At 31.2% G+C, this 23,368-nt stretch carries 19 protein-coding genes and 2 pseudogenes; 7 read left to right on the top strand and 14 right to left on the bottom strand.

Annotation, left to right across the window (positions count from 1 at the left end; translation table 11 throughout):
• From ACMX9J_RS25430 to ACMX9J_RS25455, 6 genes and pseudogenes are all read right to left on the bottom strand, one after another.
• Positions 1-257: pseudogene (locus ACMX9J_RS25430) on the bottom strand (hypothetical protein); the annotation flags it as partial.
• Positions 258-528: 271 nt separating this feature from the next.
• Positions 529-1,584, bottom strand: a complete 1,056-nt coding sequence (locus ACMX9J_RS25435; protein ID WP_286171467.1) for a phosphotransferase — start codon at positions 1,582-1,584, stop codon at positions 529-531.
• A gap of 5 nt (positions 1,585-1,589) precedes the next feature.
• On the bottom strand, positions 1,590-2,765 hold the full coding sequence (locus ACMX9J_RS25440) for a carbamoyl-phosphate synthase (RefSeq protein WP_416226372.1): 1,176 nt from the start codon (positions 2,763-2,765) through the stop codon (positions 1,590-1,592).
• 3 nt (positions 2,766-2,768) lie between these two features.
• Positions 2,769-4,073 (bottom strand): glycosyltransferase family 4 protein, encoded by a 1,305-nt coding sequence (locus ACMX9J_RS25445; protein WP_416226373.1) that lies wholly within the window; start codon positions 4,071-4,073, stop codon positions 2,769-2,771.
• On the bottom strand, positions 4,070-4,726 hold the full coding sequence (locus ACMX9J_RS25450) for a PIG-L deacetylase family protein (protein WP_367077634.1): 657 nt from the start codon (positions 4,724-4,726) through the stop codon (positions 4,070-4,072). The genes ACMX9J_RS25445 and ACMX9J_RS25450 overlap by 4 nt, the downstream gene beginning before the upstream one ends.
• Positions 4,727-5,079: 353 nt before the next feature.
• Entirely contained in the window at positions 5,080-5,277 is a 198-nt protein-coding gene (locus tag ACMX9J_RS25455) for a hypothetical protein (protein ID WP_162213331.1), read from the bottom strand.
• Positions 5,278-5,450: 173 nt separating this feature from the next.
• On the opposite strand from ACMX9J_RS25455, the gene ACMX9J_RS25460 reads away from it, so the two are divergent.
• Positions 5,451-6,203 (top strand): hypothetical protein, encoded by a 753-nt coding sequence (locus tag ACMX9J_RS25460; RefSeq protein WP_367077633.1) that lies wholly within the window; start codon positions 5,451-5,453, stop codon positions 6,201-6,203.
• Positions 6,204-6,344: 141 nt separating this feature from the next.
• Here ACMX9J_RS25460 and ACMX9J_RS25465 read toward each other — a convergent pair whose 3' ends face one another.
• A complete protein-coding gene (locus ACMX9J_RS25465) occupies positions 6,345-7,166 on the bottom strand; it encodes a YncE family protein (RefSeq protein WP_367077632.1) in 822 nt (273 codons plus the stop codon).
• Positions 7,167-7,468: 302 nt separating this feature from the next.
• Here ACMX9J_RS25465 and ACMX9J_RS25470 point away from each other — a divergent pair, with 302 nt between their 5' ends.
• From ACMX9J_RS25470 to ACMX9J_RS25485, 4 genes are all read left to right on the top strand, one after another.
• Complete coding sequence (locus ACMX9J_RS25470) at positions 7,469-7,684, top strand: spore coat protein (RefSeq protein WP_043978849.1); 216 nt, start codon at positions 7,469-7,471, stop codon at positions 7,682-7,684.
• A gap of 138 nt (positions 7,685-7,822) precedes the next feature.
• Positions 7,823-8,374 carry a spore coat protein gene (locus tag ACMX9J_RS25475; protein ID WP_416226374.1) on the top strand — a complete coding sequence of 184 codons (552 nt, stop codon included), beginning with the start codon at positions 7,823-7,825 and terminating at the stop codon, positions 8,372-8,374.
• A gap of 26 nt (positions 8,375-8,400) precedes the next feature.
• Positions 8,401-8,829: a spore coat protein gene (locus ACMX9J_RS25480; protein ID WP_043978855.1), complete on the top strand. Its 429-nt coding sequence runs from the start codon at positions 8,401-8,403 to the stop codon at positions 8,827-8,829.
• Positions 8,830-9,330: 501 nt separating this feature from the next.
• Positions 9,331-10,605 (top strand): glycosyltransferase family 2 protein, encoded by a 1,275-nt coding sequence (locus ACMX9J_RS25485; RefSeq protein ID WP_416226375.1) that lies wholly within the window; start codon positions 9,331-9,333, stop codon positions 10,603-10,605.
• Here ACMX9J_RS25485 and ACMX9J_RS25490 read toward each other — a convergent pair.
• The 3 genes and pseudogenes from ACMX9J_RS25490 to ACMX9J_RS25500 all read right to left on the bottom strand — a co-directional run.
• A complete protein-coding gene (locus ACMX9J_RS25490; protein ID WP_416226376.1) occupies positions 10,602-10,814 on the bottom strand; it encodes a hypothetical protein in 213 nt (70 codons plus the stop codon). The two genes, ACMX9J_RS25485 and ACMX9J_RS25490, sit on opposite strands and share 4 nt — an antisense overlap.
• Before the next feature lie 15 nt (positions 10,815-10,829).
• Entirely contained in the window at positions 10,830-11,195 is a 366-nt protein-coding gene (locus tag ACMX9J_RS25495; protein ID WP_416226377.1) for a hypothetical protein, read from the bottom strand.
• A 350-nt stretch (positions 11,196-11,545) separates the two neighbouring features.
• Positions 11,546-12,264, bottom strand: a pseudogene (locus ACMX9J_RS25500) (transposase); the annotation flags it as partial.
• A 322-nt stretch (positions 12,265-12,586) separates the two neighbouring features.
• Between ACMX9J_RS25500 and ACMX9J_RS25505 the strand changes: the two are divergent.
• A complete protein-coding gene (locus tag ACMX9J_RS25505) occupies positions 12,587-13,648 on the top strand; it encodes a polysaccharide pyruvyl transferase family protein (protein WP_416226378.1) in 1,062 nt (353 codons plus the stop codon).
• A 386-nt stretch (positions 13,649-14,034) separates the two neighbouring features.
• On the opposite strand, the gene ACMX9J_RS25510 is transcribed toward ACMX9J_RS25505, so the two are convergent.
• The 4 genes from ACMX9J_RS25510 to ACMX9J_RS25525 form a co-directional block, all read right to left on the bottom strand.
• Positions 14,035-14,922, bottom strand: coding sequence for a glycosyltransferase family protein (locus ACMX9J_RS25510; protein WP_416226379.1), 888 nt, complete (start codon positions 14,920-14,922; stop codon positions 14,035-14,037).
• A gap of 258 nt (positions 14,923-15,180) precedes the next feature.
• Entirely contained in the window at positions 15,181-16,293 is a 1,113-nt protein-coding gene (wecB, locus tag ACMX9J_RS25515; RefSeq protein ID WP_416226380.1) for a non-hydrolyzing UDP-N-acetylglucosamine 2-epimerase, read from the bottom strand.
• 342 nt (positions 16,294-16,635) lie between these two features.
• Complete coding sequence (locus tag ACMX9J_RS25520; protein WP_416226381.1) at positions 16,636-17,637, bottom strand: polysaccharide pyruvyl transferase family protein; 1,002 nt, start codon at positions 17,635-17,637, stop codon at positions 16,636-16,638.
• A 1,643-nt stretch (positions 17,638-19,280) separates the two neighbouring features.
• A complete protein-coding gene (locus ACMX9J_RS25525; protein WP_416226382.1) occupies positions 19,281-20,246 on the bottom strand; it encodes a CgeB family protein in 966 nt (321 codons plus the stop codon).
• 1,224 nt (positions 20,247-21,470) lie between these two features.
• On the opposite strand from ACMX9J_RS25525, the gene ACMX9J_RS25530 reads away from it, so the two are divergent.
• Positions 21,471-23,246: an FAD-dependent oxidoreductase gene (locus ACMX9J_RS25530; RefSeq protein ID WP_416226383.1), complete on the top strand. Its 1,776-nt coding sequence runs from the start codon at positions 21,471-21,473 to the stop codon at positions 23,244-23,246.
• Positions 23,247-23,368 lie beyond the last annotated feature (122 nt).

Consider the following 23,368-nt stretch of genomic DNA (forward strand, 5'->3'; position numbering starts at 1 on the left):
TCTTTGCATTTATCTTTGCCATAATCTTTTTCGTGTTTATCTTTGCATTTATCTTTGCCATAATCTTTTTCGTGTTTGTCTTTGCATTTATCTTTGCCATGATCTTTTTCGTGTTTGTCTTTGCATTTATCTTTGCCATGATCTTTTTCGTGTTTGTCTTTATCATGTTTTTTCTCATCTTTATTTTTACGAAGGTCATACATGGCTTTTAAGCAGTGCTTACTTTCATCATTTTGATCATAATAAATTTTAGTCAAATGAATTCCCTACCTTTATTTAAAATTGGTGTTTCTATATATTCTATTTTTGAATAGAAAAATTGCTTGTACATTCGGAAAAAAGTGGCTTTTAAACTATTTTTAACTTAATTGTTAAAAATGATTGAGGAAGAATTGAGCAGAAATTAGTAAACAAAAGAAAATTTACGAGTTTAAAGATCAGGAAAAGATGAAGGACAAAATTAGGAAGTTATAGATTAATAGTTCATTAAACTCCCACATGTGGCAGAAAAACGGCTTGAAAATAAATTTATTTATATATTCCCAACTCTTTACCCCAGGTTGAAATCTTTTCAAGATGGTAACTTAAGAGCTCACCTTCACGATTATCAGCAAGCCTCCTTAGTTGAGTGTGAAGCCCTCTTTCTAACGTTCGCTGGAGATAGGCCATTTTATAAAGGGTCATTGGATTTGTTTTAAAAGTAATTCCGTATTTTTTCATTTCACCTACATATATTTGTACACACTGAGTTCGTATTTCCTCTGCGTTTGGCTGCCAATCTTTTCTAAATCCCAACAATAGTTCTACTAATACAACCATGTCGAACCATACTGGAGAGTATTTGGCTGATTCCCAATCGATTAATTGAATATTCCATGGTGTATTTTGAGTAACATTTTTGCTACATATATTTTGCATATGAAGATCTCCATGCGTAATAGACGATCCATTTTCAATTAATTCCGGAAAGAAATCGGGTCCTTTATTGTATAACTTGATTAACGATGGGTAATAAGGTTTTATTAGATGACTAGTGCGGTTGTCTTTCATTGCAGCATCTAGTAGATCAATTGTTTGATTAATATATTTCATTCTATTCTTTTTCATAGAAGTATAAACAGGAAGCCAATCTTTCCAAATAGTTGTATCCTTTTTGAATCTACTTTCAAAAGTCTGACCATGAAGTTTAGCTATGCTGGGAATAATATATTGAAAGTGAGAAGGAGAGAAGGTCAATTGTCCACGTATCTGGTTCACGAATTCCATGAATACCCATGTTTCATTTTTAACCGTTTCTATGAGGTAAATACGAGGCAAAAACTCTTTTAAAATTGGATAAGCTTTTTTATAGATATTAATTTCTACTTCGTTTTTGTAGGCTTTAGAATTGTAAACTTTAAAGATAATTGGATGATAACCATTCTGTTTTTGAATCAGCAGTTTATATATACCACTTCGTTTTGTTGATTTTAAACACTTGATTTCTGAAGGGACGATTGTAACTTTCTCACCAATAGAATAAGAAAGTTTTTCAGCTATTTTTAAATCTTTAAGCAGATGAGGTAGAGTTTTTAGGTCATACACACTATTTAGTCCTTTCTCTTGGATTTCCAAGCATTAATCAGATGAGACCATGCGCTTCTGAAAAATGGCATTGGATCATTCCATGCAAATAATGCAAACTCTTTTTGTCCTTGTAATCCCTGGTAAAAATCCTTAAAAGTCATCTCTGAATTCTTTTTCTTTTGAAGAAAAGTAAGATAATATCTCACAAGATAAATCCATTTAATACCGTCTATTTGATGTAATCTAGGTTCTGGATTTTGATTAGTTAGATGTAAATAATACATGTAGACAAAATCAACGCCTGAAGGGCCTGTGAGGCTATGAGTGAGCCAAAAACGAGGATTTATTTCAATGAATTTATAAATTCCATCTCTCGGGTCTTTCTTGAATTCAGCCATACCAATACCTTTGAGCTTTATTTCTTCAAAAAAAGGAATACATATATCGATAAGTTCAGGCACTTTTTTACTGACAATATGAGCACCTGTTCCAAATTCTGCAGGAAATTGATGATTTTTTTGTAAGGAAAATAATGCAAGTAACTTCATGTTGTCATCATAGAAGGTAGCCACTTTATAAAAACGCTGGTTGTCTCCTGGAATCAGTTCTTGAATAATTAATTGCCCGCATTCCCTATAGAAAGGGTATTCACTTCTTAGCTTCTCAGGAGTTTCAAATACAATCGCTTTTTTATTGATTTTTTTTCTGAACTCATGGCCGAGAACAGGTTTTAAAATACAGGGGAAATCAAGAGTTGAAATAGCATCTTCAAGTTCTTCTTTATTATCTATTACATATGTTCTCGGGCATGGAATATTATGCTTGATGGCGAGTTCATAAGTTTTGTTTTTATCAAGAACTTGTTCAATTAAAGAATCATCAGGAAATAAAAATAAAAAATATTTTAGCAATTCATCTCGATTTTTCGAGATGAATTGTACATAGTCATCTGCTCCTGTGTATAAGATAGGCTTTGAACCAACCTTTTTAGATAAGTTGATTAAGAAATCTAATAGGTTTTCTTCTTCAGTTAAAGGACTAGGGCATATACCACAAGTAGCGAGACGTGATTTTCCTATTTTATATGGCTTTTTCGTATCAAAAGCGTACACCTTTATGCCTTTTCTTGCTAAACTTCTAATAATGCCAACGCCATTGGCGCTAAGGTCAAGTATAACTGCAGGATGTTCATGTTTCATACCTTAATTCATCTCCCAAAAATCGGTGTACAAATGTTTTATTTTTCCTACCATACTGTCTATAGTTAAATGTTTTTTAGCGAAATTTTTAGCATTTGTACTCATTGTATTTCGAGCTTCTTTATTCGTAATCAGAAATTTTAATGCATGAGCCAATTGTTCAGAATTTCCAGGTTCTAAAACAATCCCTGTTTTATTATTCTTTATGAGCTCAGGGATGCCGCCGCAATTTGTGGAAATTACGGCAGTTCCACTATGCATAGCTTCAATTATAGAAAGAGGTAAGCTATCGTTGATTGTTGGGAGTACAAAGATATCGGTTTTACTTAAGATTAAGGGTACATCATCTCTAGATCCTAAGAATTTGACCATGGATAAACCTAGAGCTTTTTTCTGTCTTTCTAATGTTTCCCTCATTTGTCCATCGCCAACAATTAACACTTCGATATTTGTGGTATATTTTTTAATGTATGATAACGCTTCAAATAAATGGTTGTGTCCTTTTCGCGGTCCAAGTCTAGCTACGCATGTAATAGTAAGTTTGTGTGAAGGTGTTTCTTTTTCTTGCCTTTGACTCATTGGATAATCAATACCTGTAATGACTGTAGTTATATTTCTATTTTTTGCACCTAATTTTATTAATGGTTCACGAAATGAATCACTAAGAACAATAATATGACTTGCATATTCTATCGCTTTACTTTCAAGTTCTTTAAAATATGATTCTTCAACAGAATCTTTTTTAATTATGTTAAATTTTATTCTGTTAAATGTAAACATACCATGAGGTGTATAAAATAAGGGTTTTCCGTAGATTTCATTAAATCTTCCTAAGATATTTGCTGTAAATAAATCTTGAGCATGAAGGATATCATATTTTTCTAAATCTATAGTTTCAAGCATTTTTTCATATACATATATAAGTCTTTTATGATTTAAGATTCGATCACTATAACTTCCATAGCGCTTTGTAAAGAAACTTTTTAAATTGGGCGTAACGCTTTCTCGAAACTTTTTTACTTTAGAACTCGAGAATTGATTGGGAGAAATAATATCTACTTTATGTCCTTGACTCTTTAAACCTTTACTTAGAGTAGTAATATAATTAGAAAGACCTCCTACATGAGGATAGCTCCAAAATGTAGCAATTAAAATAGAAAATTTCTTTTTTGACCCTTTTGTGAAAGGGTTTCTTTTTTTAGGTTGTTCCGTCGGAATAACTTTTTTTGGAAAATGTGATTTAAGTCCATAATAGTGGTCTAATCTTTCAACTATATAAGGATAGGGAAAAGTAATTTCATTGTTCATTTCCAAACCCTCCGTATAATTTCGAAAGCTTCAGCATAAGGCACGCCAACGCTCATGCCCCGTAGCCTTCCTAAGTACTCAATACCTTCATAAGAACGAGGATGAGGAAAATCTCTCATTTCAATATCATAATGTCTAAGAGCATTGAGTTTACACTCCATATGTGCTGTAACATCTACGAAATAATTTGGCTTGAATATTTTATCAGGAGTGGAAGCATTCCATTCACTAGATGATACCGTTTCAAATGTAATTAACTCTATAGGCGGGGTATTAGGAAGAGGTCTAGCTGCAGTTAGTACCGCTTGAAAAGTAATTTGGTGATCTTTATTTAGATCACCGTAATGGTGTGTAAAGATTTTCACCGGTTTGTATTTTTGGATAAGCTGCTCAATTTCTTTCGTTAACTCGTGAAGAGGAATCATTTCTAACTCTAAATTGGCATGCTCGAGGAATATTACTTCATCAATGCCAATTTCTTTATTAGCAAGCCGTCCGAATTGCTGGATATGATGTGCTTCTTCCTTTCTTCCTAAAGCAGTAATTACTGAAATTACTTTATAACCTTCGTCTACCAACTTTTTTAAGGTTCCCGCAGTTCCTAATAGTTCGTCATCAGGATGAGCCCCAATTACTAGTATACAATTGCTCATATTCGTTCCTCCTGTAGCTTCTTCTTCTATACTTGTACTATAAACAATATATGAATTTATCCAGATATTAGAAACCGTCATTGGCGGAGAATTGAAAATTAAGTAGTTACATACTAGTTACTTATAAAGGATCTATACATCAATAATTTTATTATGTAAAGCAGTCAATAAGGGGATAGAAATAACCCTTACAGTAATGCTACAATACCAATTTTTGAGGTCACTTCTAAGTCATTTGTCGTCAGCAATAATTAATATTAAAAGTTAATTGGAATCAAAAGAATTTATTTCATAGGAATAAGACCTGTTACCAGATGCTAACAGATCTTATTAATTTATTAGGGTTTATACTATTAATGCTTGGAACTTGATTTCCATAAGTTTATAACCCTGATTTTTTTACAAGTATCGTTGCAATCGCTGTAGTCATCATGTTTCTCCTGCTTTTTACAAGCCTCTTTACAAGAACTATGCTCATCATGTTTTTCGTTCTTTTTGCAAGGTTTTTTATGAGCCTCTTCTGCATAATCCCAATCTTCTTTATATTTCATACTGATATCACCTCTCTCTCTTACTATAATATGTAACTGGAAGTAGCAGGAGAGGGTGCCTGTCTTGGATTTTATCAAAAATTTTTTGCAAACTTATCTGTAAATAGATAACTATACAAGCACTTTAATTTTAAAGGAATATAATAACAAACGTGGAAAGGAGGAGGTTAGCTGTGGGGAAACCTTATTTTCATTATCGTAGTGATGATAGCGAAGATTATAGATTACCAGAAATAACTTTCTTTAAAAGATACAATCAAAAAAAGAGTCTGTTTCCTGATTTTGAAATAAGTAACAATGCTCAATTTATTTCATCTAATAGGGTAAAAAAAAGTCATTTTTTAATTGAAAAAGTCTTGGAAGGTTCTTCGGAGGTATCATTAAGAAAAGAAGAGAACGTATTTATGGATTTTAAAAGGTATGCGGTAGTTGGGCAAGGAAAAGATGGAGTTATTTATCAAGTGACTTCTAATCGATGTGTAAAAGTATTTTTTAAGGAAGAAGTATATAAAAAGGAGTTAAAAGCTATACAAGTTGGGCAGTCTTCTTCTATTATTCCTCGTCTCTACGGTTATGGATCAAATTACATAGTCATGGAGTATATAGAAGGAATTTCCTTGGCAAAACATCTAAAGAAGAATAGGTATATAACAAAGTCTTTAGTTATGCAACTTATAAATCTTATTGATGAATTGAAAAAATTAAACTTTAGTAGACAAGATACGGAATTACGCCATGTTCTAATGAATGAACAGGGAAATTTGAAAGTAATTGATCTCAAAAGAGCCTTTAGTTCTAATCGCCCTATTCCTATTAAATTACTAACTGAATTGAAGGAATTAAAGTTATCAAAAGAATTTTTATCCTATGTTAAAGATATTTGTCCATCTCTTTATCAAAAATGGAGAAAATTTGATGAGAAGTAAATTTTCCAATCAGCAGTTAACATCATTAAGTGTAGCAACAATAAGCACATTAAGACAAAGTTATTGTTGCTACAGGTTGTAATATAAAATCATTGTTATGCCACCTCTTATAAAACATAAATAGTAGTGGTATGTCTTATATTAGGCATCAGTTATTGTGTAAGGTGACTGATCACCTACTGGAAGGGTAGCAATAACAATATTGGTTGCCCCGTCAATTACGGATACTATACTATTTTCTTCGTTCGTAACGTGGATTTGGTTATTACCTTTATTAATATCAATCACAGATGGCTGTTCCATTACAGGTACTATTCCGATAACAGTGTTTGTTCCTGCATCAATCACTGAAACAGTATGACTGTTTTTATTAGCTACGTAAATTCGATTGTTAGATAAGTTAGTCCCTACGTCGGTAGGTTGGTCACCTACTGGCACTGTAGCCATTATTGTATTCGTTAATCCATCAATGACGGAAACTGTGTTTTTAAACTTATTGGCGACATAAATCCGATTAATATAAGGATGAACATCTACGTTAATTGGATGGGTTTCTACAGGAATTGTAGCAACAACAATATTTGTTGAACCATCGATGACGGAAACTGTGTCACTGCCTGCGTTGGTTATATAAACCCTATCCATATAGGGATTAATTCCTACACCTGATGGTTGCCTTCCAACTGGGATAATTCCAATAACTGTATTTGTACCAGCATCAATGACGGAAACTGTATCGTCACCTTTATTAGTCACGTAAATTCTATTGGTAGATGAGTTACCATTTACGTTTACTGGCTGACGACCTACATTTATAGTCGTAATTAACTCATCTGTTACCCCATCAACAACAGAAACCGTATTATTGTCCTCGTTTGTTATATAAATTTGATTATTAGATGATTTTCCTTGCGAAGATGGAAAATCAACCGCAACATGTACAGCCTTCGCTTTTTTTCCCATTTTACTCAACTCTTTTCATAAATACTGTTAAGAAAATTGTTGAAAACATAAGGTACTTACCTTATGTACAAATATATGATGTTAAATTTATTTTATTATCTTAATTTTTTTAAAAGCTAGAGATCCATTTTATGATTAATGCCTAATGGGGATCTTTTGTTAATTAAAATAAACTGTATGTTATTAATGAATATCGTGTATTTTTAAATGATATTTAAAAATAGGTAGAGGAATTGTTTCCTTTTAAGATAGCGTTGCATATGTTGTTATGAAACAAAACCTTATAAAAAGGAGCGATATATATGAGCGATTCACAAAAAAATCCGGAAATTGTGCCAAATAAGCTAATGGATTTATTAGTAAACGATGTTTTTTCTAAACATGGTATAGATAAAGAGCAAATCAAAGGAAGACTATCTGAAGAAAAAAAACAAATGCTGAAAGAAATGGTTGAAGATTTATCAAAACGAGTAGATGAATTTGTTCAGCAAACAAAGGATAATAATAAAAAAAGATAAACTGTAACACTTCCAAACGCCATTCAATAGGCGTTTTTGTTGTTTTTGAAAATGGTTGAACTCATTAGTCGATTGGCCCAATCCTATTGATTGGTATGCTCATATATTAATACATACCATGAAAAAGGAGTGTTAGTTATGTCATCTAAAAAGTATTATTCTTACGATGTAAAGAAAAAGTGCAAAAACAGACATAAAAAAGATGATTCTAAGAAGCATTGTAAAGATGGCTGTAAAGTAGATCACTATGAAAGTGAATCTACAGAGTACGAATACTATAATAGTCGTGAGAGTTTTGAAAGCCCTGAGTTTTTTGATGCAGAAGTAGTCCAAGATGCAGATCAACTTTCTTTAATTGATCAAGAATCGAATGAATTAATTTGGATTAAAGATTCTTGCGATATTATGGTCACTACAACAGATACTCAAGCTGCTATTGGTATTCAAGTAGCTATCCAAGTAGCCATTGCAGTAGTACTTCGTCTTACTATTGCCGATTCAGTACAAAACGATGGTATCCTTCAAGACCTATTGCAACTATCTGATATAGAGCAAACAAATAAGCAAAAAATTTATATTGAAAACTCTAAAGATGTAGAAATTACAACTACTGATACAGATGTTGCACTTAATGTCCAAGTACTATTACAGGTACTAGTTGCTATTATCGTGCTTATCGATGTTCTTTAATAAAAAACTAAAAGAGGTGAAAAAACATGACTGAAAGAAAATGGAGAGCATTAGATCATTGTGAAAATAAACGCTTTAGTGGTAAAGATGTTTGGCAAGAAGCAGATCAAATTGCTAAAGCAGAACAACAATCTTTTGAAAAAATTATTGTTAAAGATTCAGAAAACGTTAAAGTACAATCTACAGATACTCAAGTCGCAGCTACTATTCAAGCTGCTTTACAGATAGCTATTGCAGTAGTAGTTCGTATTTCAATCGGCGATAATGAACAAGGAAATGCTGTTATTCAAGAGTTAAAGCAAGTTTCTAGCATCAAACAAAAAAATGCACAAAAAACAATTGTTGAAAATTCTACAAATGTTAGAGTTAAAACTACTGATACAGATGTTGCTGTAAATCTCCAATTGTTACTTCAAGTATTAGTTGCCATCTTAGTTTCACTAGATATTCTTTAATATTTCTTTAATTATCTTCTGAGCGTAAAAAGCAGGGAGGTAATTAGGAAGTGTAAATATTTCATTATATCAGTTAAAAAATGATTGACTAGAAATTAGATAAAAAATCAACTTTAAAATTGCTGTCAAGAATTTTTGGGAAAATCTTTTAAAGAGTTATTATATACCTGTTGCTTAATGAATGCATTTAGCTAAATTTATTTGTTACCCTTATAAAACTGAAGAATAAAAGAGCCTCTCATTAAAAAAGAGAAGCTCTTTTTACGTTGTAACAGTAACATTTTTTGGGTAGGTGGAATAGTGCCTAAAGGCTTTCTATAAAGTGAACCTAATTTTTTTGTGTTTTTCAATAAATTAAATTAGTTTGAAATTCATAAAATAACTTCATATGAGTGTTGTTATTAAAATATAAATTAGATAGGAGGGGCTTAAAGCTATTATAATGTTCTTTTCTTGCATAAATTAATACATAGTTCCAGATTGTTATCTAGGAGGTAGGAAATGGGCGGAATTCAAGTCGTTCTTATTGGGTATACTAACCTAAAAGTTTTGAAGCAAGCTTTGATTTCTTTAAACTTTATTTCTAAAAAAATTCAAAAAGTTATTCTTTTAAAAGAAAACACTTCTTTCTCTTATCAAAGTTCTGCATGTTACTTTTCAGAAGTAACACATGAAAACTTAGTAAATGAAGATTTAGGCGAAACTCTAAACAAATTAGTGGAAGTTTCATCTGCCGAATATACATTATTTCTTTACGATGGGCAATACTTTAGCATAGATATAAAAAATCTTCTTTTAGAATTGGAAAATGGTAAACATGTAGTGACGTATGATGATAATGATTTTGGTTTAAATTTTAAAAAAATATTTATGGTTAGAAATACTTTTTTAAAACAAACTAAACTGTTATCAAAATATCAAGTTCCTTTTAAGGAAGCTGTATTACCTGCTTGGTTATCGCAAATTAGGCAATCGAATATAATAAATATGCCGTGTGAATTTATTAATAGAGAACATAGAAAACATTCGATAGATCAATTGGAAAAAAATAAATTTATAAAAAAATATTTTTGTACGGATACAATTTCTTCACAGGGATCTTCTATAGCAATTATGATTGCTAATTATAATATGGCTGATTATGTAGATATAGCAATTAACTCTTGTTATTTACAAAATGGTACTTTTGATCAAATATGTGTAATTGATGATGGTTCTACTGATAATTCGTATGAACAATTAGAAAAATGGAAAAACCAATCTAATTTTCAGTTACTACGAAGTGTAAATGAAGGGAAGGCAAGTGCACTAAACAAGGTTATCCCGCATATCAACACAGAATTTGTTATGGAGTTAGACGCAGATGATTGGCTCGATCCTAATGCCTTTTCAGTTATTAGCAATAATATAACCTCGTTACCCAAAGAAGTTTCTGTATTATATGGAAATCTAAAAACATGGAAACAAACAAGGGAAGGACATATCCATTTTGGTAGGCTCAAGAAAGGAAAACAAGTAGATAATAAAAGGGAATTACTAAGTTATAAATTCCCTCTTGGTCCTCGTATTTATCGTACCTCTTCTTTAAAAGAGGTTAATGGATTTCCTATATTTGAATTTGAAGATGTTGCTATATTAAATAATATAATAAAAAAAAACCTTTTATTATATCAGGACTTTAGTGTTTATAATGTTAGAGAACATAAACTAAGTTTTACGAGAAAAGAAAAAAAAAACCACTCTAAATGGAGTGATTTTAAAAGATATTTCGATTAAAATGGTAAAAATCTTACAAAGTTAATAGACGAAACGGAGATATATTGCGGACTATTATTGGTAGGATATACGCCAAATGGTACTACAACAATAACCTCTGCTGATACCCTTGCAAGAGTACCTGAAAATTCTCCACCATCTGTTTGAACTTCTACTACAAGCGTGCCAACACGCTTAGATAATTCAGTAACAAAGTCTGGTGCAAACATATAAGAACCCCCCTCTTAAATATTAGTTTCGTTGACTTCGTTAATTTTTGCTATTCTTACGAAAACTAGAGTACCTGTAGTATTATCAACCAAAACAACATAATTAAGTTCAACAGCAATTAATACCCCTACTACAGTTTCTTCAGAAGTGGTTAATATGCTGACTTCTTGATCTAATTTACTTAATAAAATTTTTCTAATAGAAGTAGAAGTGACCCCAGTAGTAGAGTTTTCTCTACCTAGATTGATATCTACATCTATGCCAGGTAGATCTATACTAAGGTTGGCGTTAGCAGTTGAGTTGTTACTCACGGAGTTTTCAGTAGTAGCAAAAAGATTTCTTAATAACTCTAACTTAGCCTGTTTTGTTAAAGGTGCCAAGGAAATCATCCTTTCATATAATGTTGGTTTTATATTACTGGCTATTTTACATTACTAGCTATGTTACATAATATGCTTGCCCGGTTGTGAGTGTACTAAGCATATCAACCATTTTATATTATAGTTTCAATATTTTAGGTGATAGTCAGTTGTTCACAGATGTTATTATGATAAATTTTGTTTTCTTTTTTAATAAACGAAATATTATAAAAGTAGCATCGTTCGTTCTTTTAAAGGTTTACTTTAAAGGAGAAGGGACCGTCAATAATTTTGTGGAAATGGAAGTTTCCTTTTCCTATGACCGTTACCCACTAGTTTACTTTAAACATCATTTGCAGCTCTGCACGAGTTTAATCGAAACCAATATGACATTTTGTCGCAATGCGCTGATTATGCTGGTCAAACTGAGAAACGAGGAAGCGTTAAAGTGACTCTGCGTTAGGGAATTGTTCTTTACGTTTACTATATTTGTTGATCTATTTATTAAACAGCTCAATAAGATTAGTAAAATAAATGCTACACAAATAGGCTTAGGAAAGCTATAAAAAGTGAACAAATAATGGTTTTTCACTTTTAGATACATATGTTTCCGGTTTTTTACAAATGAATGCAGGGCTTTTTGGCTTATTTCAAGGCTTGCTGCCGGTACACAGATTTAAACTCTTCACAGATTTTAAATCAATGGGATACACGAAATTTATGGGCAATCGTACGTGAAAGATGGACGTAGCATATTTGATAAGAAGCTGGATAGATAGAAAAAACACTGTCTGAAATGCTTTTTAACCCTTCGGCAATAAAACAATAGAATTTCTTCTAAAAATTCTTTCTAGAAAAGATGGTTCAAAAGGAGCGATTGTATAGCCAAACACTCCTTTTAAAACGTCTTCGCGAATACCAACGGCAATTTAGACAGTTTCTTTAGATACTTTATCTCGTTTTAAACAATATGTTTAGCTTCTAAATAAACGCACCCATAGCATGTACACAAAGCTTAATCTCGGACTCCTTCTACCTGTTCAGACCTCACTTTCGTCATATTTGAAATGGTCTGAGGAACATAGTGGTGACTTAATTCTACAAGAAAAGGTTTTCCTTTTTGTATTTATTCATTTACACAAGGTATTGTAAGGTCTCAAAAAGAAAAAAATGTTTTCGTGATAATCGTCAGAAAAATATATAAATTTTTAATGTTTGAATTGTTTATACATATATTTTAGAAGGAGGAGGGATGGATACGGATTAAATAATAATTACCTTATTTGTGTGTTTATTTAAAAATAAGAAATTATCCCTTTATTATCTTTGTAGATTAAAAAGTGTAATAGAAAATATAGTTTACTGATAAAGTGAGCCTGTAAGCCTCTAATTGTAAAGGAGGGGAATCGTTTATGCAAAAAGTACTGTATATAGGGTGGATTGGATATAAAAATTTAGGTGATGATCTATTGTGGAACATATTCAAAAACCTTGGTGTACATTATCTAGACAAAGCTAAAATAAAAGTAATCCCGTCTTTACCTAATATAAATATTAACGATATAGGAAGTTACGATACAATTGTTCTAGGCGGAGGTTCCTTAATAATGCCAAGCTACATTCCTATACTGTATAACTCTCTTGAAAGTGGGAAGAATGTTATAATTTGGGGTAGTGGGATAGATAGGATAAATAAACATCAATTAGATAAAATAGTTGCAGGGAAGTTCCCTGCCTTAATAAAAGAGTTTAAAGCTGAAGATGTTACTATGCTAAAACATATTTTTTCGAAGGCTAAATTTGCAGGGGTTAGAGGTCCATTAACTAAAAAGATCTTAGAGATAATAGGGGTTAACAGCGATGATATACAAATAATTGGCGATCCAGGTCTATTGTTAAAGCCTTCTAATATTTTAGAGGTAAATAAAAAAGAAAAAATAGTTGGGTTAAACTGGGGAACAACGTACAAACAACTTTATGGTAAGAATGAAGTTGGCTTAGAAAATAAACTTGTGGTTATTGCCAAAAAGCTTATAAAAAAGGGTTATAAAATATTGATTTATACAGTTTGGGATAGAGATTTTAGCTCCTGTCAAAGATTATTTAACAAAATTAATGACCAAAGAAATGTAATTTTTGAAAAAAAATTATATACGGAACAAGAGCTTATGGTGATCTTATCTTCTTGTAGTTTAACCATTAACTTTAAACTACATCCTAATATAATATCACTTGCTGCTAATGTTCCTTTTATTGCTCTTGGCTATCGTTTTAAGGTGTTCGATCTTGCTTATTTGTTAGGGTTAGAAGATTATGTTCTATCAACAGATTCTCCTAATCTAGAAGGGGAGATATTAAACCGAGTAAATTTAATTGAGGAAAATAAGGAAAGTATTCTTAGTAAATATAGAGAAGTACAACAAATATATAATCCTTTACTAATTAAACCATTCAATGAAAATTTATATACATGAAATCAGCTTTATTATGAAAAATAAAATTACTTTATGCTTGTGTTTTTTAATCAGTGGAAACACTGATTAAAAAACAGATAGGAGTTGAGAAAAGAAATAAGTAGATTGGTGTGCCTATCGTAGGGAAGCTATCATCTTTCCTGCTTTTTGATAAAAATACGTTAATCCCAGTTTATGATGAGATAAATACTGTTTAGAAGATTGATTATCTTAAAGGTAAATCAAGATATCAGAATTGTCTATATTCGAAAATGAAATCTTTTACAAAATAACTATAAATGCAAATAAACCTCTCTCACATGGATGATTACTACTATACTATTATGGAGAAGGTTTCAACAAAATGACAGAGAGTCGTTTTACATTCAATGTTACAACTGTCTATCTTATATACTATTTATATTTCTGATAATTTCAACTATTTCGTTTGCTCTATGGATATATGTGTGGGTAGAGAGAAGATGGTAGTAGCCTGACGTTGCAATTTTTTGGGCTTCGTCAAGGTGAATTAAATAATAATCTATTTTTTCTAATAGATCCTTATGGTTCTTATAAATAATGTAGTGCTTTTCATCAATAAATAATTTTTCTTGTCCAGGGACATAATCTGTAATTAATAGAGAACCGCATCCCATCCCTTCAAAAATGCGCATATTTAAACTTTTTATCCGATCTGCAGTATGATTAATTACAATTTTTGTTTTGCTATATTTCTCAGCTAAGTCATTTACAAATATAGTTGAATTAAGAGACAAATCGTATTTATCCCCAAAGTATTTATGGATAGCCTTTAAACTTTTATTACGATTTTTATAATAGAGTGCATTTTTACTTCCTACAAAAGATATATCATGCTCCCTTTCACTTAAGTTTCTTGTACAATTAAAAATATCTATTGCCATGGCAAAAGGGAAAAAATGGACAGGTACAGAAAATTTATTAGCTAAGTGTAATGAATGGGCCATTAGTATAACATCTGGTTGATATCTTTTAGCGAGTTGTAAATTTGTTTGCAAACGATTTTCACCATGGTGAATCCAAAAAAGCTTAGGGATTTTCACTAAATTTATGTTCTTAGTCTCTATAGGGGGTTTGGATGGACTCTCCACAAACAATACAGCTAAATATTCATCAAGATTAACTTTACTAAAATCAATTTTATTTTGAAATAAGTCAACCTTTAAGCCAATTGACTTCAATCCAGATTCTAAATACCGTCCAGGAGTATAATCGGTTTTACCATAGCACATAATAATCTTATTTTTTACTATCAAATATAATCCGCTCCTATTTTGTTATGATAGAATTTTTAAGCCAGCCTTTATAAACGTTATTTTTTATAGCATAAATTTATTTGGTTAATAAACTTTCAAAATGAATAATATGTATTTTCTAATTTTTCATTTAGATAAAATTGTGAATTTACTATTATTGAAACTAAAATTCACTTTAATAAAAAGAGTATTAAATTTAAATTTCTATTAAAGAAAAATTCCTTCTTTAATAGAAATTTAAATGAGTTCCTTTTTCTTTTAATCAATTTTAAAGTACTCCAAAATGGCATTAACGATTTTTTTTGAAGCATTTCCGTCACCATATGGATTAACGGCGTTAGCCATTTTTTTATATGAGTTAGGACTAGTTAATAAATCATTAACAGTATGACAAATTGTTTCAAAGTCAGTGCCAGCTAGCACAAGTGTTCCTGCTTCTACCCCTTCTGGTCTTTCAGTTGATTCCCTAAGTACTACGACAGGAATCCCTAGGCTAGGTGCTTCTTCTTGGATCCCACCTGAATCTGTTAATATCAAATAAGAACGAGCCATTAAGTTGTGGAAGTCATAGGTAGAAAGAGGATCTACTAAGATAATCTGCTCATGATTGTTAAGTAATTGATCTGCCGTTTTTCTAATTACAGGGTTAAGGTGAACAGGGTATAAAAAGACTATGTCTTTGAATTTATCAGCTATTGTACGTATTGCATTAAAGATCTCTTCAATTTTCTCTAAGTTTTCTCGCCGATGAATTGTTAAAAGAATAAGTTTTTTCTTCTCTAAAAGATTCAAAACAGTATGGTGATAATTCTCTTTAACCGTCATTTTCACGGCATCAATTACTGTATTTCCAGTTATAAATATCGAGCTTTTTAATTTGTTTTCTCTCCTTAGATTTAGAGCGGCCTGTTCAGTAGGGGCAAAATGTAAATCTGCCATAATACCTGTGAATTGCCTATTCAACTCTTCTGGGTAGGGAGAAAACTTATTCCAGGTACGTAATCCAGCTTCCACGTGTCCAATCGGGATTTTATTGTAATACGCAGCTAAACTAGCAATAAACGTTGTCGTCGTGTCACCATGTACTAGGAGTAGGTCAGGTCTTACATTTTTAAATAGTTCATCTAAATTTGTTAGCAATCGAACAGATAAATCTACAAGTGTTTGATTTTGTTGCATAATATTCAAATCATAATCTGGCTTAATATTAAAATCTGTTAATACTTGGTCCACCATTTCTCTGTGTTGTGCGGTTAAACAAACCGAAATCTCTAATTTATTGTTTCTTCTTAATTCATATATTAAAGGGGCCATTTTAATGGCTTCGGGTCTAGTTCCAAAAACGACCATAATTTTCTTTTTTTGAAACATATAATTAACTCCTTGTATATTTTATTTAATATGCATTTAAAAATATCACCTTTCTCTGTTCATGTGACCAAGAAACTTGCTTACTTCAAAGTACGATATGCATTTTGTTATAACATTATAATTCAAATTGGAATTAACTACTTGAAAGGAGCTCAATTCAATTGCTTTACATTCAGAAATGCTCTATTCTAATTCTAAAAGCTAAGATAATTAAATTATCTAATTTCACTATTTTAATTTGTTTGAGTATTGTTCATGTAATAGGTATATAATGTGTTTTTAGTGTTTGCTAATATAAGATATCGTAATTAGATTATTTACACTTCTAAACTGTCGGGTAATTTATTTGAAATAACTTGGAATGATTGATACACTAGCTTTTTTTCTCATTTCATTTGTTAATTGATTAAGGGTTTGTATCTTTTCTTTCTTTTCAGCCATTACTTTTTCTATACAATCAGGAGTTAGATTATTAGAGAAATACCAATCTTTTAATTGAAGATCTTCCATTAAAAATTTCACTTTAGGAGTACTTTGTAACATTATAACTGGAACACCGTGACTAATAGATACTAACCCAGCATGTAATCTACTTGTTATAGTTAAATCTCCTCCTGCAAGGCAAGATCCTTTTCCTTCTAATCCAATGGAATCAGGAATTAGTCTTCTATTTTTTTGATTCGTAGCTTTGATATTATAATATGAATCTACTGTTGTATCTTGCATAGAAACTGTGTATTCTGTTACTTGATTCTTTAAATCGGATAAGGATTCCTTTATACTACTTATGAACTTCGTGGAGTAAGCATTGAGGGATATTAATATTCTTTTTTTACTTGCTGGAAGAGGGTACTTTTCTGCTTGGAAATTCCATATTGCTTCTGGTACAATATCGCAACCAATACCTAAATGTTTATTTAATAAAAGTTGATCACCACTAGTTCTAACCGTAACGTCTTCGGCATTTTCTAAAACATGTTTTATTTGTGAACAAACATCTTTCAAAACTAACCGATCATCTACACCTATTCTGCTGAAAATGTAGGGTTTTTTAATTCCTTCATCTAAAAAATTAAAAAAATGAGCTCCTAGGTATATTAGTCCACCCCCGCCAATAATGATTAAATCATGCTGATTTAACATATCTCTAAAATCATTAACAGATATGCCAGCTGCTTTTACTAAATTATAATTAGGTTTCATAAAGGTATGCCATAATGATCGACTATAGACAGTAACATCAGATAATGGATAATATTTTTTAATATTTTTAATCATTTCTAATAAATTAATTTCATCGCCAAAATTGTTATAACCATAGTATCCAACAATTGCAATCTTCATATTTAAATCGCCACCTTATATATATTTATATGTAATAAATGTATATTTGTTCTATTAATATCTACGTGAATCCATGTTAATGGAGTTATTATAGTTTCATGGACACCATTTCATTAAAGCTTTAAAGTTTTGAGAGGATGTGGCCAAAATGAAATATAAACGTGCAGTGAAAAATACAATAATGAATGATGAGTTTTAAAAAATGATTGTCAATTTGTATCATGTGGGAAATTCTGTTAAAGAATTAAGCAGCGAATATAGCTTATTATGAAATAAAAACCTATAAATGAGTAAAGTTACGTATGTTTATCAGTTCAAAAAACTCTCTCTAATATGGAAATAATTAACTTGGGTTTAAAAGGAAAACATTTAGTTAAAATAAGAATTAGACATTCTAAAAAAGCTATGGCGATATTCGTAAAAAAGTAACAGAAATAAAGCTCAACCATTTTATTTAGAAATATAAAGAGTAATGTGATGTCTAAAAAATGTGTTAAGTGTATAAATGTTCCATAAATTAGCTAATATAATTATTTCAAAAATACGATGTTAAATCATAAAGTGAAAATTAAAGAGCTGACGAAAGAAACCTGAAAAATTTATTTGGAAAATAGAGTTTGTTAAGGTTCATCCCATAAGACCTTACCAAATAAGGGAGTATTTGTGTCTAAAACGTGTTTCGAATTCAATGAAAAAGGAAGGAACGGTTTTATTACGAAGGAAAACACCATCCCTATCCTTTAAATGAAAACGTTGAGCTGAATAATTTGTTGAAATGAGATTTCTCTACACAGGCGATTAATGATGGATAGGAGCCAGGTACGACGTATATTCTTACAATAAGGAGTAATTGGTATCATTTATCATCTTTATCTAACCTATTATTTTAATCGTTGGCTACTCTTTTTCTCATTCAATGATATTCAAACGGATCATTGACACACTTCAAATGTCCCGAAATTACTTAATTCTCTATAAGTACCTTGACTCACAATACACCAGTAGTGAGCTTACTCAGAATATACACAAATAAGAAATTAAACAGTCTGTTAGCCAAGAAGAAAGGTTACCCTTATGGTAATATCTGTATAGAGTCGGTTCAGGACATATTAAGAAAGGAGGAAATGTATCATACTATTTAGCTACAAACTTAGTTATGTTCTATTGTATGAAGGGATAGTTGGTATGCCCAAAACAGAATTCATAGTAGTTTCAGCTAGCAAATCCCTCAAATAATTGAGGACGAATGGGAAAAACAACTTAAGATTCAACATTTTTGCGTTCAACTTATTAACTCAAATCCACCGGATTCTAAAAGTGTTTACTTTAATTAAATACTTACAGTATAAAATGTAGCTGAATATTAGTAATAGTAATAAGAATCAAAGACAGGTATATGTTTTAGAATTTCTGATTATTCCTTTTTGAAATATTAAAAAATAAAATATAATATTTTAAAAAACATTGCTGTATATATATAGTTATATGTGGGGGTTATAAACAAGCTTCAATGGCTAGAAATTTGATTAGAAAGGTGAGAGTAAAAGCAACGAGATAATTAAGGTGAGGAAAAGAGCTTTTTATTTCTTTTTATATAAAAACTTTTATTGATTTAGTTTATAGAAAACTTATCTAAGAGACTATTACAAGATTCCAATTTTAGGAAGTATTATTTCCTTAACTCTTTGTTCATAAGTGTGATATTTATAGACAAATTGTTGGCCGAGACGGGAAATTCTTTCACGCTCCTGTGCATGGTTAATATAGTATAATATTTTTTCTAAAGCTTCCTCTTTAGAGTCAGCTGTTACTAAATGTTTACCTTCTTCAAAAATATTAATAGTAGCTTTAGTTCTTTGAGTTAAATGAAAGCCTCCACATCCAAGTGTCTCATAGGGACGCATTGATGTTTGAGTAAAAGAACTATCATCGCATTGAATACCTAAAACTATCTTTGCACTGGCACAAAGGTTAGGTAATTGGCCATTAGGAAAATAACCATGGAATAAATTGGGATTAGTGAGTGTTTGCTTGCCTAAACTAGTATCCCAGCCTGCTCCCCAGACTTTAAAACTTTTTTGGCTGTCAATCGCAGCTTCGAGTATAGTTTTGTAACCTTTTCGCCTTGCTTCCCATCGATAATGACTGGCTACTAATGCTAAATCTAAATCATAAGCTTTTTTGTACTCTCCGGATTTGTGATAATTGGGATTACAAGCAAAGAGTAAAAGCGCAGCTTGTATTCCTTCTTTAGCGTATTCATCAATACTTTCCTTAGTAGTAGTAAATACATAATCAGCTTTTTTAGCTAAAGGTAAGGTTTTATTAAAACCGAGGGGATCTTCGATTGCCCAATAAATAAAACCTACACCATGTTGTTTACATAGTTCAGGAAGTATATCAAAATATTTAGGTGCATAGCCACCAAAAATTAATACGTCTGTTTTTTTATTGAGAAAGTCTTTGGTAAGTAGATCCTTACCTACATCTTCATCAAAGGTATGCCACGATCGAAATGGAAAATAGTCTGTCTCATACCCCATGTTTTTAAAAGCAGGGATAAGTCCATGCTTCATTAAAGGTGAATTTCCTATTGATGTAACTTTCATAATCATTCCTCCAAATGTTTTAAACTATCCTTTTATTTTATGCTCCAATCTTATTAAGGGAATGAAAAAGACGTCTAAATCGTTTTTTCTGTATTTTATGCGATAATTATCTCCATTGATATCAATCACTTCTACATAATGAAGTAAACCACTTAATTTTGCAGTGGTAAATCCCTAATACTCCCTATTCAGAATTTTTATTGTATATGAGAATGATTGAACTTCATTCATCCTCGTGATTTATTAAATGAAAAATAAATTTAATTCTCTCTAATCTATTGTTATGTACATTGAATCAATTACAATGAACAGTTCAGCATCTCTAGATCGCTCCATATTTCCAGATCATTCCTTTTTTCTGTACCTGATAAAGTTCATGTATCTCTTCTAAGCATACTCTTAATATACTCTCCAACAACTAAATCAGGGTAACATTCTAAGAGTCAACGTTGGCTTTGTGCTGTACTGAAAAGACATTAGGCTTCAATCTAGGCAATAATCCAATAATTCCCGTCGGGGTTCAGGTTCTTGGTTTTATCTTGAAGCTGATTCATGTGCGCTTTTTCTTCTTTAAATGTTATTTTAAAATTCTACTATTGCCTTGTATTTTTAGTTTATTAAATAAGAAGTATAAAATCTCATTTTTCGTAATCATTAATTATATCATTTGCAACATTTTAATGATTGAATGATTTGTCATATGAAAACACAATTTACAATTAAATTAATGAACAATTAGCTGTTCCTAAATAGCTTGATTCGCATATACATATAAATGATTGTAATGATTTATATGATAAAGTCATAAAAGAATTTTTTTATTTATCTAATTAATTTGTTTATGATCAATAGAAAGAAAATAAGAGCTTTCTTTTAAGTTTACGTTTAGATGGGGGAACAATAATAAACATATTATGTTTTATAGGTAATTTAGCAATACGATGATTTGGAGCTAACAATAGCCACAACAAGTTAATAACATTATTCACCTCAATTGTTTGCGGAGCAAAAAGATTTACCGTAGTAGGAACCAATGGGGCTTGAGAGAGAAGATTAAATAAAGATATCAACTTCAAATTATTATGAAATAAATAAAGGTGCTTATAAGATTATTCTAAATACAATAGTTGAGTTAATGTATTGTGTAAGGAGTGTTCTAACAAATTAAAAAAACTATTTAATTTATTTGGATTTTTAAAGACTAATTGAAGTGGAGAGATATAAATGTTAGAGCAACAATGTGACATTTTGATAATTGGCGGGGGTTTAGGCGGAGTAGCAGCGGCTCTTAAAGCTACATCTAAGGGGGCAAAAGTGATTATGACTGAAGAAACTTTGTGGGTAGGAGGACAAATGACTTCACAAGGTGTTTCTTGCTTAGATGAACACCCTATAATTGAAATTTTCGGTGGTACTTCTAGTTATTATGATATGAGGAGTAGAATTCGTCAATTTTATCAAACTAATTATATTTTATCTGGTAAAGCAAAAGATGATGAGTTTTTCAATCCGGGTTCTAGTGGGAAACGTATCTGTTTTGAACCTAAAGTGGGAGTTGAAATTCTTAATGATATGCTAAAGCCGTCCATAGAAAAAGGCCTCTTGGAAATATATTATCTTTCGATTCCTATAGAAGTATATAGACGGCAGGATGAAATAGAAGCTGTGACTATATTATTCTTAGAAACGCAAAAAAAGATTAAAATATTACCTAAATATGTGATTGACGCCACTGAGCTAGGAGATTTACTCCCTCTAGCCCAAGTACCTTATAGGACGGGAGTAGAATCCTTTGTAGAAACACGTGAGCCCAGTGCTCCAAATCAATCAATTCCCAAAGCAAATCAAGGTTTTACTTTCCCATTTGCTGTCGAATGGTGCCCAGGTGAAAGTCATACCATTTCTAAACCAGAGTTATATGAGGAGATGAAAGAAAAATATCCCTTTACTTTTAATGGTTTAAAGATGTTTGAAGCGGGGAGGTTTAAGAACACTTTTTGGGCATACAGACGTATATTGGACGCTCAAAATTTTAATGATTCCAAAATTAAGAGAGATGTATCTATTATAAATTGGAAAAGCAATGATTATCATGAGGAAACAATTATTGATCAACCCCAAGAAATAAAAGAAAAACATTTATATAGAGCTAAGCAATTGTCCCTAAGTTTTCTTTATTGGCTTCAAACAGAGGCTCCAAGGGATGAAGGTGGATATGGTTATCCGGAATTAAAGTTAAGGGCTGATGTTATGGGCACAAAGGATGGTTTATCCCATTATCCTTATATAAGAGAAGCTCGTCGTATTATGAGTATGAATACCATTAAAGAACAAGACATAGTATTTAATTATAATGCCGGTTCCAGAAGTAGGGTAAAACACGATTCTATTGGTTTAGGAACATATTTTTATGTTGATATACATCCTTGCAGCTACACTAAGGAGAGAAGTGGTTCAGGTCAACCCATTCGTCCTTTTCAGATTCCATTAGGTGCATTGCTAACAGACGAAGTAAGTAACTTCATCGCAGGGGCTAAAAATATTGGTTCTACTCATATTACTAATGGAACCTGCCGACTTCATCCAATCGAATGGAATATAGGTGAAGCTGCGGGTAGTATAGCTGCTTATTCTCTAAAGGAACAGAAGAAACCTATCCAAATATATGAGAATAAAAGTTATTTGCGTGAGTTCCAATTAGAATTACTCTCAACAGGCATACCTCTTTTTTGGTTTAGGGATTTACCTTTAAATCATGAAAATTTCATTGCTGTTCAATATTTAGCGTTAGAAGGAATTATTTCTTATTCAACAACTGACCTGTATTTTCACCCAGATAAAAAATTAAATGAAAAAGATGTAGATTTTTGGATTATAGGTAATCGTCGTATACGTTTCTCTCCTAAAGTCATAGATGAGTTAAAGGAAAAGGCTAAGAAACTAAATAGAAGTCAATTTGCTCAACACCTCTTTGAAATAATCCGTGATAAAAATAGGTAAATAAAGGTTTTGTACAGTGTGCTTTTCTGATAAATAGTTTAACCCTTAATGTTTACTAAACAACCTTTAATGCCAGAGAATAATATAAAAAATTTTCATTTTCAAGCTACGGTTTATATCTT

This window comes from Priestia sp. RMT2NF4 (genome assembly GCF_047872835.1).
Classification (GTDB): domain Bacteria; phylum Bacillota; class Bacilli; order Bacillales; family Bacillaceae_H; genus Priestia; species Priestia zanthoxyli.